Source organism: Teredinibacter turnerae T7901 (genome assembly GCF_000023025.1).
GTDB classification, from domain to species: Bacteria; Pseudomonadota; Gammaproteobacteria; order Pseudomonadales; family Cellvibrionaceae; genus Teredinibacter; species Teredinibacter turnerae_B.
Genome location: NC_012997.1, coordinates 3,157,224 through 3,175,086 on the forward strand (window position 1 = coordinate 3,157,224; position 17,863 = coordinate 3,175,086).

Annotated in this window: 1 protein-coding gene (running past one end of the window); it reads right to left on the reverse strand. The window is 47.6% G+C overall.

Annotated elements, in window-relative coordinates:
- Nucleotides 1-17,863, reverse strand: the 3' portion of a protein-coding gene (locus TERTU_RS12625; protein ID WP_015817883.1) for a non-ribosomal peptide synthase/polyketide synthase. 4,478 nt of this gene lie beyond the right edge of the window; only the last 17,863 of its 22,341 coding nucleotides appear in the window; the start codon falls outside the window, past its right edge; it ends in the stop codon at nt 1-3.

The window sequence follows — 17,863 nt, forward strand, 5'->3', positions numbered from 1 at the left end:
TTACGTTAACAGCATATCCGTACTCTCGGAAACAACTGGGGTGCGCTTCGCAGAAGCCCCATTGGAGAATTGCACATTTACAATAGATTCTAAAATCTCAAGGAAGCGCAGTGAAAAATTCTTCATCTGAAGTTCAGAAAAATGCTCTCTATCAAAATCAAGACTCGCAGCCAACTGATCTACGTTATCCACTGCACCAGAAATTGCGAGTTTTAGAGCATAATCGAAACGGTCAGACGCATAACCAATTCGTACCTGAGCGGCCCCCTCGCCGCCCGGGTTGTTAGCATTGTGAAAATTCACAAAGTTAAACGCGGCGTAACTCAGCCTTTCACTACTAACCAAATCAGCGATAATACCCGGTGCCACAAGCGGATAAGCATCCATTTTGAAGAGCTTTTCGCTAAGTTCGTGAAGCGTTGAATATTTGTCTTCCTGCAATTCTACAAACACCGGTAAAAGCTGCCAAAACAGCCCAATACCGGCTAGTGGATCGCTAAGGTTTTCCGTACGACCATTGGTCACCACGTCTACTGTGACAGCTTCTGTCTTCACCAGCTCCCCCAACGCGTACTGATAAGCGAGCAGAAGCACACACTTGATAGTTACTTGCGCCTTTCCAGCAAACGTCTGTAAATCCTTTGCCAACGCAGGATTAATTAAGAATTGCATCGATGTGTTCGTCGAGTGATCAGAGCCATTCAACAGTGGGCACACCGGCATCGGGCGAAAATCTTTCAAAAGACTCGACCAGACAGTAATATCCTCCTGCGATTGAGATGCCTGTAAACTAAAGGCCACATGCTCTTTGAAGACATTGTGTCGCGGCGCTATAGGCAGATTTTTATGGGCGAGATAGTGTGGGTAGTCCGCCACTATTTGGTTTCGTAATTCGACGAGTGACCAACCATCGATAATCGCGTGATGTAGCGACATGAATAACTGCCATGAACCATCCGCCTGTAACAACACCGCAAATCGAAAGCAGGCTTGCCCCAAAATAAATGGGGCGAAATCATGTTGAATAAATGTTGTCAACTGCGTGGCGCTTTCAACCCCTGAATTCACGTTGAGCACGCTCAGGTACCATTGATAATCTGCTAGGATTTCCTGCCAGAAAGTACCGTTTTCATCACGACCAAAGCGAGTGCGCAATACGGGATGCTCCTCCAAAAGCTTGTGGAACGTATTGTAAAGGGCATCAAAATCGAACGGGATCCCGTCAATCTGATAAAGCATTTTCGGTTGATAAACGCCCTTTTCAAGCCCTATAGAACCGTGAGCAAGCAACATCCGCCGCTGCATATCAGTAATCGGGTAGCGGTCGCCGACATCATCATTTAAGCACGAGTTCGGCTCCATGTTCAGTAAATGGTACGGGACATCTACTCGTGATTTTTGTGTCGGAGAAGAGTGTTCCAAATGCCGGCTGAGAGCTGCAACCGATTGATGCATAAAAACATCCTTCACCGTAAAGTAACAGCCACGCTGTTCCGCCTGCTTCACCAATTGAACAACACGAATAGAATCGCCACCGACAGAAAAGAAATTATCATTCACGCCGACGCGTTCTAAATTGAGGAGTGCCTGCCATATATCGCACAGTTTGCGTTGCACGGCAGTCACCGGCGCCGCATACTCCGCGGCGGCGACCTGCTCTACCGCTGTGTCCTTAAGGGCTTTGCGGTCCAGTTTTCCATTGGCGGTCAGTGGAATTTCAGGTTCCACAACAAAAGCGCCTGGAATCATATACAAAGGCAAAATGCTTTCTAAGCTATCACGCAATGTATTTACAAGCGTTTCGGGCTCAGCTTCTAAAATTGGCGAGACATAAGCCACCAACCGTTGATGATCGCCCCCCACTACGTCTACAACCGCCTGAGAAAGTAACCCAGTCGCAAGTAGCTCATGTTCAATCTCGCCCAGCTCGATTCTAAATCCTCGGATTTTAGCCTGTTGATCAATTCGTCCAAGATACTCAAGCTCTCCCGCGTGATTCCAACGCGCCAGATCTCCGGTGCGATAGAGGCGTTCGCCCGAACCAAAAGGGCTCTCAATAAATCGCTCACATGTTAATTGTTCGCGATTGAGATAACCCCTGGTTACACCTTCACCACCAATATAGAGCTCACCCGCCGCACCCGGCGGTAACAGGCGTTGCTCGCAGTCGCAAATATACGCGCTTAAATGATTTAGTGGCAACCCAATGACACTGCAGGATGATTCGCAATCGCTTGACATCATCCGACGAAAAGTCACGTGTACCGTCGTTTCAGTAATACCGTACATATTAATCAGATTGGGCCGGCTATCCCCGAAACAGGTCACCCAATTTTTCAATAGCAATGGATTAAGTGCTTCACCACCGAAAACAACATAACGCAATGCGAGATTTTTATAATGATTATGGTCGGAACTCGCTGCAGTAACGATTTCATCTGAAAGAAGATAAAACGCTGAGGGCGTTTGATTTAATACTGTCACCCCTTCCTCGCTAATGAGTTTATAAAAGTCGCCGTAGTTTCGGCTGATTTGGTAAGGCACAATAACCAAGCGGGCACCATAGAACAACGCCCCCCAAATCTCCCATACCGAAAAGTCAAAAGCAAAGGAGTGATAAAGTGTCCAGCAATCGTGTTCATTAAAATTGAAAACCTGCTCGGACGCTTTGAATAAGCTAATAACATTCTGGTGCTCAACAACCACCCCCTTAGGTTTGCCAGTAGATCCCGAGGTGTAGATCACATAGGCGGCACTGTTTACGGCCACTTTTCTGTGCGGATTAGTTTCGGGCAATTTTGCAAGTAGTTCACGCTGAGCAGGGTCATCCAGGCAAATGATTTTTCCTGAATATTGAATTGCAGAAGAAAGATGTGACTGGCAAACAACCCAGGAAGAACAGGCATCTTCCAGCATGTATTGTATCCTTCCAATTGGGTTCGCTGGATCTAATGGAAGATAAGCAGCCCCCACTTTCAATATCGCCAGTATCGACACAATCAGTTCCGGCGATCGCTCCAGGTAAACCCCAATAAGAGCTCCTTCACTGACCCCCTGCTCAATGAAGAAGTGGGCGAGCTTATTGGCTTGCCGATTGACGGCATGATAGCTCAATCGTTGGTCTTCGAAAATTAACGCAATAGATTCTGGATAAGTCTCGCACATCAACTCAAACTGCTGATGTAAACACCTTGTGTCCGTAGCAGATATTGCACGAAATTGCTTCTGCTGATAAAGCGCATTAGTCTCGGGGCTAACAAATGATAATTCTCTGATCGGAATTTCAGGTGCGGCAACAATATTCGATAGGACTTCAATGAAATCCACAGCCATTCTCTCGACTGTCCATGCATTGAACAAATCGGTATTGTAGGTCCACTCAACGCAGCAGCTTTCAGCGCTGATTTGCACATTCACAGACAAATCAAATTTGGCAACTGTCGACTGAGACTCCATCCCCCGTATATCCAGCCCTTGCAGTTTCAATTCTGGCAATGCATCCGATTGAACGGAGAAGAGCAACTGAAACAACGGAGAATAATTAATATGCCGTTCTACAACCAGCTCATCAACTAATAATTCAAAAGGCACATCCTGATGCTCGAACGCCTCCAAAATTGTTTTCTGGTTCTCCTGAAACAAGGCCCGAAAACTTTTTTCATCGTCGATGCGAGTGCGCAAAACCAAATTATTAACAAAAAACCCTATGAGCCCTGAAAGTGCGCTCTGACGCCGACCGGCAATGGGCGTGCCAACCGCAATATCATACTCGCCACTCCACCGGCATACGAAAATGGTAAACACCGTCTCTAACGCCATGAATAAAGTTGCGTTTTGTGATTTGGCAATCTCTGCCAAGGCATCGATTTGTGATTGACACAAGGGCAGGCTAAGCGAAGCACCGTTGAAAGTTTGTTGCGGGGGCCTCGTAAAATTTGGCCTAATATTATGTAGTAATGGAAGATCTGCCAGTGTATTTTTCCAGTATTCTAAATGCGGGCGAAGCGCGTTCGAAGCCAGAGCTTCCCGCTGCCAAAGCGCAAAATCGGCATACTGTAACGGCAGCGGCTGTAATGGACTGTTCTGCTCTTTTACGAACGCATTGTAGAGCGTTGAAAACTCTTGAACCAAAATCCCAAGCGACCAACCATCAGACGCAATATGATGCATATTCACAAGCAAGCTATATTTAGTACTAGCCTGCTTTACCAGAACCACTCTTAGCATTAGATCTTGTGACAGGTCAAATGGTGAAAGCGCCGCGCTGCTAGCGATTTCGTTCATTTGTATATTTTTTTGATCGTCCGATATCCCGCTTAAATCCAACGTTTCCAGCGGGAATGGTAAAGGCTCACGAACCACCTGAAACGCTGTACCTTCCGTTGTGGTGTGGTATTGGGTTCTTAATATTTCATGGCGTGCAATAACCTCATCAAGTGCACGCTGTAAACACACCAAATTAAGATCGCCCGAAATCGATAGAGCAATTGGCATGTTGTATTGCGGGCTCTTACCACCTTGCAAAGTATCGATAAACCAGAGGCGCTGCTGGGCAAAAGACAGTGGAATATTTTTGGGCTTGTCCGCCAACGGAGCCAGTTTAGGCCGTTCCTGCGATGGCAACAGCTGATCGATATACCAGGCTTGCGAAGATAGTCGCGCATATTCAAAAAGGTGCTTGATATTGACTTCAACATTAAAACTTTCCTGAATCGCCATTTCGAGGCGCACAGTTGTGAGTGAATTAGCTCCCAGTTCAAATAAATTATTCGTGCGTTGCACTGCACCTATGCCAAGCAATTCCTCCCATAGCGCGGCGAGTCTTATCTCTGTATCCGTCGAGGGTAATGTCGATTCAGTGGTGAACTCAACATCCGGCAACGCTGAAAAATCGATACGAAAATTTTCATCGATGGGCAGTGCATCAAGACTCACAAATGCGCGTGGAATCAGAACCTCGTCCAACCGCTGGGTACAACGTAACCATTCCTCGAGTTCCCCTTCGAATATATCTGCGCCATCATTGGCTACAACATAGGCAACCAGTCTTGGTCCGTCTGTTTCAGCTACAGTACTTACAACTGATTGCTTCACTTGGCTGTGGCGGTGCAATAAGCTAGTGATTTTCGCGACGTCGATATGAAACCCATCAATTTTCACCTGGTTGTCGACCCGCCCGAGATAGGCGAGGTTGCCATCGGCCAACCACTTCACCCGATCTCCGGTACGATACAAGGGCGATCTTAATCGCTCATCAAGGTAGTCGAGCACCGCCGGTTCAACAAAACGCTGCGCCGTCAATTCCGGCCGGTTGACGTACCCCATCGCCACCCCAACACCACCGACATACAGCTCGCCTTCAACCCCTTCCGGCACCGGGTGGCCTCGTTCATCCAGCACATACACCTGACAGTGGCCCAACGGTCTGCCAATATGGAGCTCCGCTTGACCTGCATGGTATTGACCAAGGGTACAAATGACGGTCGCTTCTGACGGGCCATACGCGTTATATAACGTCCTACCGTCACTCCAGGTATCGGCCAAGACTTGGGGACAGGTATCCCCACCGATCAACAGGCAAGTCACACTCGCCCACGCCTGCCGATCCAACAGCGGTAATAAGATGGGCGGTAGCAATGCATGAGTTATTTGTGCACTTGCCACCGCCTGATCCAATAACGCCGGGGTAGCGGCAGCTTCTGCGCTAATTAAATGCAGTTGCGCACCCGAGCACAGTGCCAGCGTCCATTCGAAGGTCGCAGCATCGAAAGAGATTGAGGCAAATTGTAAAACCCGACTTTGTGGGTCAACATTCAACTGTCCCCGCAGTTGCAGTGCCAGGTTCGTTAAGCCCCGGTGCGCGAGCAACGCCCCTTTTGGGGTTCCTGTGGAACCCGACGTGTAAATGATATAAGCAGGACTCTCTGCCGAGACTGGCACATTGGGATTGCTCTCCGGATAGGTTGAAGCGTAGGCAGGCTCGTCAACAAAAATAATATTGTAAGGTTTCAGCGCCGGATGATCGGCAAGTTGGCGCTGGCAGATCACCGCTGAAAGGTCTGAATCCTCACACATAAACTGCAACCGCTGAACGGGGTATTGCGGATCCAGCGGCACATAGGCACCACCGGCTTTTAACACCGCTAATAAACCGATGATCATGTCCGGACTGCGTTCCGCACACAATCCCACTCGCTGGCCCGGTACGAGACCTTGATGAATGAGCGCGTGCGCTACCTGATTGGCTCGCGCGTTCAATGTAGCGTAACTGACCTGGGTATCGCCCATGACGAGCGCCGGTAACGTCGGTTGCGTTTCTGCGTGCTGCTCAAAAAAAGCAAGAACAGACAAATTTGTCTTATCAAGAGGTATGTCAGTGTTAGTGGTAAACCGATCTAATTGGTTCTTGAACGTATCGCGACTTAACAGCGTCAGCTCGCCGATATTTATGCCCGCTGAATGAACGGCATTTGACAGAAGCGTTTCAAAGGCGTTCGCAAAGGTTCGAATTAATGACTCGGAGAATAGATCGCTCCGATATTCCCAATTTCCCGTAAGGCCTTCGGGTGTTTCAGCCCAGGTAACCGTCAAATCAAACTTAACAATGGAATCTTCGCGTTCGTAACCCGATATTTTTAGCCCAGGTAACGGCGGCATTTTCGTCAAAGAATTTTGCAGGGAAAAAAGAATCTGAAATACTGGCGAATGATTAACAATGCGTGCCGGCTGCAACTTCTCAACCAGCATTTCAAATGGCAGGTGCTGGAATTCAAACGCGGTAAGAATGGATGTTTGATTTTCCTTTAAAAAGTCTTTAAGAGAAACATGAGGGTTAATTGTCGAGCGTAAAACCAGCGTATTGACAAAAAAGCCGATCAAAGACGTTAATTCTGATTTTGGTCGATTAGCTACCGGCGTGCCTATAACAACATCTGTTTCATTACTTAGTCGCGCAATAAGAATCGAAAATAGCGATTGCAAGGTAACAAACAGTGTAACACCTTGCGCATTAGACAACGCGGTTAGGTCATCGAGGAGCGTTTTTGGTAGGCGTTGCACAAATGTTCGCCCACGATTCGACAGAACATCAAATGGCCTAGAAGTCTGGGGTAGATTGTGAAGCGGAGGAATGCCGGTAAGCTTTTCTCGCCAGTAGGCAAGTGCGCTATCCAGATATTCACTGGTCAGAGTAGCCTGTTCCCAGACAGCAAAATCCCCGTATTGCAAAAGTAGCGCAGGTAACACTGCTTCGGTGTCTGACGTGCCCGCACAATATGCGTTATAAAATGCTGCAAACTCCTCAGTGAGAACCCCAATGGACCAACCATCCGAGGCGATGTGGTGCATAGTAAGTGCCAGCAGGTGGTCACATTCGTCAAACCGAATAAGACAACCTCTCAACATGGAGTCCCGGGCCAGATCGAAGGATTTTACTGCATTTTCTTCGACAAACGCTTTCGCGCGCGCAGCCTTGTCACTATCGGCCAGCGTGCTGAGATCTTCGACTGGTATCGAGAAATATTTCGCAGGATTTATCGTTTGTACTGCCTGCCCACGATGATCGGTGGTATAAACCGTGCGCAGAACTTCATGGCGCGCAACAATACTATTTAGCGATTTTTCAAGTGCAGCACTATCAAGATTTCCCTCCAGGCGCAATACAATCGGCATATTGTATTGTGGGCTGCCGCCCTCCATCCGATCAATAAACCACAGTCTTTGCTGCGCATACGACAGTGGCAGAGGCTGACTTCTATCTGTCGGGGAAATTCTGCTGCTGCCTAACGTATCATTTGTGGGCACCGCATTTTGTTTTTGCGCGATGAGTCGCGCCTGCTTGGCAAGGGTTGAAGCCTCGAAAAGCGCTCGCACACTGCATTCGACTTTAAATTGTTCAAAAATAGCGAATTCAAGTCGTACAAGTGTTAGCGAGTTACCTCCTAGCGCAAAGAAATTAGATCTGGCATCTATGTCTTTCGCTTCCAGTAATTCTCCCCACAGTTTAGCTAACGAGAGTTCGTATTCAGTGGTCAGTGTTCCGTCGATACTCGTCGCCAACCATTCTGGTTCAGGCTTGGATAAGGATGCATCATCGAAACTTTCCAGCGTTTGGATGGAATCAACGAGGTGCATTGCAGTGGGCACTTCGTACTCGGGCAATGTATTTTCCAACCATGCGTGCAACGCTTGAAAAACACCCTTTTTGTCGGTCGGAAGGATTTCTTCATAAAACACAAAATAAAGCGCGAGATACCTCGATTCGGCACCGGTAGCCGAAGATTCTGCAGAAGCAAATACCCGCACGTCCAAACGACAATCACTTATCCCCGGATAGCGCAATATACGATGACGCAACCTCTCAAATGAAATACGATACCCATTAATCCATTGGTACTGTGAAAGTTCACCAAAATTTTCCACTCGATTATCTGGAGTTACACGCACGAACAAACCCGTCCGTACGATTGCCTGTGCAGGAAATGCCTGTACCTCCGTGATAGCACATTCTTCCGTCACTCCTGCTTTCGCCAATTCAGAAACTGACAACCTACCTTCAGGACGAAGTAAGACAAGTTCTCCCACTGCTCCCAAGGGCAACGGGTAACCGTTACGGTCAACAACCCAGATTTCATGTCGACTCAGCAGACTCTCAAAACGGCGCAAAGCTGGAGTTTCGTTAAGCAACCTATCGCGATTTAGCGAATCGCTCCAAGCCTGCAATTGTTTCACATCACGAGTATCGACCAGGGGTAGATCTGCAATTGGAGCCGAGGGTCTGGAAACAATGGCGTTAAGCAATCTATTAAATGCCATAGCCACCCTCTGAATTGTTGGTTCCAAGAATAAATCCAGTGCATATTCCCAAACCGTTTCGAGGCCATGCGCAGTCTCGGCAACAGCGAGGATAAGGTCAAATTTAGCCGCTGGGTTTTGGGGTTGAATCGGCTCAACTTGCAGGCCAGCAATTTGCTGCTTCACCTGATCTCGGTTCCGCACGCTAAACATAACCTGAAATATAGGACTGTGCGATTGCGTCCGCACCGTGTGCAGTGACTCAACCACCATTTCGAACGGAATTTCCTGATTTTCAAATGCGTTTATCGCTGACTGCTGCATTTGACCAAGGTACTGATCAAATGGGAGGGAATCATCAATTTGGCTGCGAGCGGCGATTGTATTAACAAAGAAACCTACGAGCGTTTCGAGTTGTGTGTGTCCACGGTTCGCAATTGGCTTGCCAAGTACCACATCATCGGAGCCGCTTATCCGACTCATGAGAACATTTAGTGCCGCCTCCACAATCGTCACGAGCGTAACCTGTTGCTTTTGTGCCAGTGTTATTAAACCGTGATAAACATCTGGACTAATAGCACAATTCACTGTTGCGGCTTCAGATGAAAACACTTTAGGCCGCGGCAAATCGGTCGGAAGAGCATGAAGACAGGGAATGCCGTTCAGATAGGACCGCCAGTAGTTGAGCTGAGTATGTAATTGCGTTTCCGTCATTGTTTGACGTTGCCAGGCAGCATAGTCGGCATATTGGATCGGCAGCTCGGGGAGCGATGGTTCTTTTACAGAAGTATAACGCTCGTATAATCTGACAAACTCGTCCACCAATACGCCCACAGACCAGCCATCCGATGCGATATGGTGCATATTTACAATAAGAACATGCGCTGTTTCTGAGAGGCGAACAACAACAACCCGAATCATGATATCCGTAGCCAGATCAAAGGGTTTTAATGCCTCCTGACTGAATAGAGATGCCAGTTGCAATTCTTTTTCTTCAGTAGCGCATTCGTCTAAATCGATCCATTGAACGGGTAATGAGCTCAGAGTATTTATAACCTGTACCGGGTTACCTTCATCCGAAACCTGATAAATCGTACGTAAAACCTCGTGTCGTTGAACAATCTGGTTGAAAGAAGATTCCAGCGCTTTCCTATTTAGCAAGCCAGTAAGATGCAGCGCCATCGGTACATTATATTGTGGGCTTGGTCCAGTCATTTGATCAATCAACCACAAACGCTGCTGTGCGTGTGAGAGCGGTATTGATTGACCTCTGTCCGCACAAGGTATCGTCATAGAATCGGCCCCGGTGCGGGCATCGATTAACGACGCAAGTGATTTGATTGTATGATGGGTAAAAATATCAGCGACAGTAACAGGTGAGCTAAAACTGTCTTTTATAAAAGCCACCAGACGAATCGCTAGTAAAGAATGCCCACCGAGACTAAAAAACGAAGTTGTCACTCCCAGATCGTCTAATCCGAGTAATTCTTTCCAGAAATCTACCAGCCGCTGTTCCGTGGGAGACGTTGGCTTTTCAATTTCTTGGACCTCAGAAAGCGTGAACGCAGCGAGCTTATGACGGTCGATTTTACCGTTTCTGTTTAACGGCAGCGCATCGAGAAGTTCGATATTCGCGGGCACCATATAGCTAGGAAGCTTTTCGGCAATGGAGCGTCGCAAAAACTCTGCACCTGATGCATCGGACGTGTTTTCAACAAGCACGATAAAAGCAACCAGTTGGGTATCCTTCTGCACACACTCTCGAGCAACAACGGCAACGTCACGAACGGAAGGAAACGTGCGAAACGTATTTTCGATTTCACCCAGCTCAACTCGATAGCCGCGTATCTTCACCTGATCGTCCGCCCTGCCCACGTAATCCAATACGCCGGCGGGTAACCAACGAACCAAGTCGCCGGTTCGATACAATTTCTGCTGTTGGCAGTGGTCTTCTTTTTGTCCAAATACAAACGGACTCGGGATAAATTTCGAAAGGTTTAATTCCGCCCGGTTCAAATACCCTTTTGCCACCCCTCTCCCGCCCACATAGAGCTCGCCAACAGCTCCAATAGGAAGTGGCTGGAAATGGTCATCAAGCACAAAAAGCGCAGTATTATCAGCCGGTTCACCAATGGGAATTGACCTGCCAAGCTGATGAATGTGCTGCGTAACATCGAAAGTTGTACACCCGACGACGATTTCCGTCGGCCCATAATGGTTAAATATTTGGCTATTAGGAAACCGGTTTTGCAGCTCGATAGCCAGCTCCGGAGCGAACCGGCTCCCACCGATCACAAAACAGTGTCTTACAGTAAAAGTGGGGATGCTCGACCCGGCGAGAACAAGCAACGCCTGGACGTGCTGGGGTGTCATCCGCAACAGATACCCTTTCGGGTACCCATCACTGTCTACGCTCTGCTCCAAGGCTTGCAATATTTGCAGGGTGTCCGCTAAGGGGTCATCGTTCCCCACTAGATTCACAACGCCACCCGTCAGCAAAGGAAGGTAAATTGCAGGCACAGTAATATCAAACCCGTGCGACGTTAATAATATTGAGCCAATTAGTCCTGATTTGTAATATCGGCGCAATGCAAACTGCAAATAATCCTGCAATCCGAGATGTGTGAGTTGAACACCTTTTGGCCGGCCAGTCGAACCAGATGTATAAATAATATATGCCGGATCCGCCAGGGACCTGCGAACATTTTGCACATGCTCAACCGGCGAAAGTAACGTGACATCGTCGGCAAAATCTATCGGTAGTCGCTTACAGGTTACAGGCAAATTTTTCTGCAAACGCGGGTCAACCAAAACAAGGTATACGCCCGCGTCTTCGAGTATATTTTCAATGCGTTCCGGTGTGTTCTGAGGCTCGATGGGCAAATAAACCGCCCCGACTTTCATTGCTGCCAGTACTGCTGGAATCAGCTCCAGGGAACGTTCAAAGTAAATTGCTATAACAGAATCTGGCGTGGTATTTTCGTTTAACAACGCACGTGCAATGTTTTCGGTAGCATTAAGAAGCTCTACGTAATTTAGTTGAAGTGAACCAAATTTAATGGCCAGCGCATCCGGATATTCTTTCGCCACTTGTTGGACGGACGACACTGTCATTGGTAGATCTTTCACTTCTTCGAAAGTATTATTCCACTCGACACATATTTTCTGCTCTTCACTTTCACACAAAAGTGGTAGCGAGAATATCGACTCGTCAGGGTGTGAAAGAATCGCAGACAGTAATGTCTTAAAACAGACTGACATACGCTCAATCGATTCCCGGCTAAACAGTTCCGAGCAGTAGGTCCATGTTAGATTCAGCCCACCATCGAGCAGATCCAACGATAGGTGGAGCTCCTGGCGGACGACAACTTCCTCGCTATCCATCGGCTCGAACTTAACACCCGCGGCGCTTACAGCCTGTAGCTCAGCCTGCTGCATCGAAAACATAAGCTGAAATATTGGGCTTACACTCAAACTCCGCTCGGGATTAACCGCTTCCACCACCATTTCGAACGGAATATCCTGATTATCCATCGCAGAAAGCACATTAGCTTTCGATTGTGCCAAACACGCTAGAAAGCTGAGGTTTTCGGTAAACTGAGAACGCAACACCAGCGTATTTACAAACAGCCCAATCAGGGGCTCCAGTTGAGGGTGGTTACGATTGGCGACGGGGGTACCTACGACAACATCTTTTTGGTTACTATAACGCGCTACAAATAGCGCAAACACCAATTGCAAAACCATAAACGGCGTTGAATCTGTTTCTCGACATAACAGCTCCAACTGGGTGGAAAATTCCTTACTCAGGAACTGTTGATATTTAGCGCCTTTTGTACTCTGTATTTGTCCCCGCGGATAATCCAATGGCAACTGATGGTGTAGGGGAATATCACTTAGCTGCTCACACCAAAATTCAGTCTGTTGTGAAAGCTCATTCGCTGTTATATGTCGCCTCTGCCAGTCGGCATAATCGGCATATTGAATATCGAGACGCCGTAGATGGGGTTGTTTTCCGTTGGCAAGAGCAGCATAAATTTCACCGAGCTCCTGCACAAACAATCCAATGGACCAGCCATCAAACGCAATATGGTGTACAGTGATCAGAATAATAGTGCTCGACTCAGCACACTTCAGTACCTTTGCGCGCAATGCCATGTCTGTGGCAAGATCGAATGGCATGGACGCTTCGTGCGACGCTATCTCCGCAACCTGGGTTTCCAAAGACTCTTTCGCTTCAGACAGCAGATCCACCACCTCTGTAAGCGTAGATACCCGCTCCTTAACCAGCTGCTCTACTTCAAGCGCATACGCTTTTTTAACATGATTCCTGGCCGGTAAATACACCGTTCGCAATACTTCGTGACGATCGACAATTAGATCAACGGCCTTAACGAAAATATCGACATCGAGGCATCCATCCACCTTAAAGGCGATGGGCATATTGTATTTGAAACTGCCAGGTTCCAACTGATGAATAAACCATAAACGTTGCTGCGCATAAGACAGCGGCTGAGGGTCACTCCTGTCAACCTGTGATATACTGTTGCTCTTTGATTGACTCTCGTCTAGCCCCTGATTTGCAAGCAACTCGGATTGCGAAGCCACCGTGGCGTGCTCAAATACCTCTCGCACACGAAGATTCGAGCCGAAGCGCTCATTTATTCGCGAAACCAATCGCATCGCCAGTAGCGAATGCCCGCCCAAATCGAAAAAATTAGTATGAATGCCTACGTTTGATTGACCAAGAATATCCCGCCACAAATCACAGAGTATCTCTTGTGATTTTGTGGTTGGAGGTGAATAAGAGAGTGATTCGCCACTATCAAGGAGATCTAACGGTAGAGCCTTTCTATCAATTTTTCCCGTTATCGTCAGCGGAAATTGAAGCAGCGCTTTTACAGTGGCGGGAACCATGTATCCAGGCAATCTATTTTTCAACCATGTTTTAACGGCTTCTTCCGTAATTTTATCCGCATGGGTTTTGTCAAAAACAATCCATGCAATAAGCTGTGAATTTCCGACGGAAACTTCCGTATAGGTAACCAGAGCATCCTGCACTCCGGGATGTCGCAGCAGATGCTGTTCAATTTCTTTTAATTCAATGCGAAAACCTCGCACCTTAACCTGTTCGTCGACTCTCCCTTCAAAACTAAGAACACCGTTGTCTTGCCATCGCACCAAATCACCTGTTCGATAAAGCCACTTTTTTTCGTGCCCGAGGGCAACAATCGAAAAACTCTTTTCAGTTAACTCTGAACGATTGAAGTAGCCACCCGTAACCTGTGGACCCGCCACGTAAAGTTCACCAAGAACCCCACGTGGTAAAAGGTTTTTTTCAGTACCTAATACATAGAGAGAGGTGTTTGTCATCGGCCTACCGATCGGCACGCTAGGCAGATCCGCCGTCAAACCAGCAATATCGTAGTAGCTAACCGCAACGGTTGTTTCAGTCGGACCATAACTATTAAGGACGCGAATTTCTCCGGGTACGCATCTACGCCAATCTTCGGCGCACTCAAGATTCATTGCTTCGCCACCCGTGACGATCAGCCGAAGATTCGAATTTTCCAGTAACCTGAGGTGCTGGAGTTCCGAACACAATTGGTGCCAAAAAGCAGTAGGCAGCGAGAGTACATTAATTTCATCGGTACAAACACGTTTTATAAAATGCTCTACGCTCGTTAAAACTTCGTCTTCGGGTATTACCAGGCAACCACCACTTAACACGGAAGCAGAAAATTCCTCGACAAATACATCAAATGAGAAGGATGAAAACTGCAGAACTCGCAGACCAGGAGTAATGGGGTAATCCACAGTCATCGCTTCAATAAAAGCAACAAAATTTCTATGGGACACACCCACCCCTTTGGGAACACCGGTGGAGCCAGAAGTGTAGATCACATAAGCAAGGCTCTGCGCATCGTTGTGCGCAGCAGGTTTTTGAAGCGGCTGATTCTCAATAACCGTTTTAGTCTTTTCTGCATCAAGACATACGGTGTGTTCGACCAAACCCTGTAACGCCGCGCTATAGCTGGAAACCGTAAGAATAGATGATACTTTCGCATCGTCCAGAATGTACTTAACCCGATCCTCGGGCATTTTAACATCGATTGGCAAATAGGCTGCGCCTGCCTTCATAACAGCTAAAACCGCGACAACGAGCGTTGTCGACGGCGGCAAACTCAATGCGACAATATCCCCTTTTTTCACCTGAGCAGTACTAGTTAAAAAATTAGCCAGCTTATTCGCTTTGCTTTCCAGCTCACTATAGCTTAGGTGTACATCTCCCCATTTTACTGCAGTATTGTCTGCGAACCCGGTTAGGATTTGATCGAAGCGCGCGATGATCGTATCGTGAGCCAAAGCCAGCTCAGCTGCCTTTCCTAAACGTAACATGCATGTCATTTCGTATTCCGGCAGCACAGAAAGCGCAGATATCCCTATTGGCGAATCGGCTGCCAATGCAGTCGCAATGCTAAATACAGCTTCAAATACATAGCCTAAGACCGCATGTGGATCAAATGAGTTTGCTATTTGTACGTCGCACTCAAATGCAACACCAGTGTCGGCTACCGACATGCTCACAGGGTAATTAGTACGCTCCTGAACATGAACGAGCGAAATACCGAAGTCGCTCGCACTTGGCTCATGTTTATCAATCGGAACATTCGCCACGTGCCGATAGTTTAATAGACTACTGAACAGCGGTGTATCTGTAGGTAGCGCTGCCATTTGCTGAGCTAGCGCGAGCGATGTATGCTCATAAGGTATTAGAGATTGCAAATGCCGATGCATGCCCTGTACAAATCCTAGAGCGGACTCTCCGTTCGTTTTTGCGCGAACAGGTAAGGTATTTATAAACATACCCAACATGGTGTCTGCACCGGGTATGTTACTCATCCTCCCGGACAGAACCGTTCCAAAAACAATATCATCACGCCCACAACATAAACTTATCACCATCGCCCACGCACAATGGAAAATCGTCGCCGGACTGACTTCAGCTCGCCGCGCCTGCATGCGAATAATCCGCGCTAACCCCGGCGAAATTGATGCTTTAGCCTCAATGATATTCAATGCTTGAGATTGAACGTCCTTCAAGCCAAATGGATAAGATGGTTCCTCAACATCACCAAGATAGGAAGCAAAAAATTCTTCTGTTGCCAAAGCGTCCTTCTTTCGGGCGGAAAGAGCGACGAAATTTCGATAAGGCACAGGCCTGGCCAATGCTTGAGCCTCACCTTTTAAAAGATGCGCTATTTCTTGCTGCAACACTTGAATGCTTGTAACGTCGTCAATCAGATGATGCAGCTGCAATAATGCATAGCGCGTCTGCCCCACTGCTTTTTCCGCCACTTTTACCCTAAGCAGTGGCGCTTGCGTCAAATCCATCCATTGGTGCTGCGGTAAACAGTGTTGCTCCATAATGCTCAGAATATCTCCATCCTCAGCTTCAGGAACCTTAATATATTCAAGTGGTGCCGCTACTCGCCTGCACACCACTTGTACGGGCTGCGACAGTCCCTCCCATATAATCGCAGTACGCAGTATATCGTGTCGATCTATCACCCTCTGTAGCGTACCGAGAAACGCATCCAATGCAGGGGTGTTGTCGAATTTAAATAATGCGGGGAGAATGTATGGGTCACTGCCGTCGCCGATTACGTGGTGATATAATAGACCTTCCTGCAACGCCGCCAGAGGGTATATGTCCTGAATATTTTTATAGCCGCCTGGAATGTTCTCCGCTATTAATTCAAGCTCTTGCGCGGACAGAGTAACAAGAGGCAACATGTCCGGCGTTATTTTTTCGCAGTCTGAATGTATTCTATTTTCCGGAACGTCATCTTGAGGGCGCAGTCCAGACTCGTCTATGCAACGAGCCAGCTCAGAAAGCACGGGATATTTAAATATATCGTGCGCGTCCAGTCTGACCCGCTCCTTCTGTAAGCGTGATATCAGACGTATCACCATTAGTGAATGACCGCCAAGTTGGAAAAAGTTATCCATTTTCCCAACTTGAGGATGGTTAAGTAACTCCTGCCATACTTTTGCTAGCGTTATCTCGGTTGGGGTTTCCGGCGCTTGAAATACCTCACTCGAATGGTTTTTCCCTAAATTAAGAAGCGCCTGATTATCTGTTTTGCCATTCGCAGTCAACGGAATTTCATCTATCAACACCAATGACCGTGGAATCATGTGCTCAGGCAGATACTGGTGCAATGTGAGCCTGATTTTTTCTTTAACCTGTTCCTCTGCCAGCGAATTGCCATTCGCAGGCACAACAAACGCTTTAAGTTGCTTGTCCGCATCCGCGCCAGCAACAGCAACTACCGCGTGCTGGACCAAACTACACTGGAGCAAGACCTCCTTAATTTCACCCAGCTCGATCCTAAAACCGCGAATTTTAACCTGATTGTCAATGCGACCTAGATATTCGAGATCACCATTTCGTCGAAAAACAACCAAGTCCCCGGTTTTATACAACAGATCAAGTTTTACGCCCGCTGATGTCAAACAGTCACCCGGTGTTACAAAGCGTTCCCGGTTTAAATCCGGGCGATTAAGGTAACCTCGGGTTATGCCGGGGCCGCCAACAAATAGCTCGCCAGCGACACCAAATGGTACCGGACGCATTGACGTATCCAATACGAACGCGGAAAGATCGGCTAGCGGCCGACCGATAACGCTCGCATTAGACACTGGCATCACATCCGAGCGTAAGATTTTCCTGTATGTAACATGCACGGTGGTCTCTGTTATACCGTACATGTTGATTATCTCTGGCGCACTATCGCCGTATTTTTCAACCCACGGTACGATGCTCGACAATACCAGAGCTTCGCCACCAAATATAATATAACGAAGATTCAGCGCGGGCAGAGCTGAATTGGCAGAATCTCCCTGGTACTGATCTGCGGCAATAAACTGATTAAATGCGCTTGGAGTTTGATTAAGAACGGTAATACCGGACTGCCGACAAAACTTGTAAAATTCTTGAGATGAACGTGCAACGTCTTTTGGTACTACAACTAATTGACCGCCATGAAACAGTGCGCCCCAGATC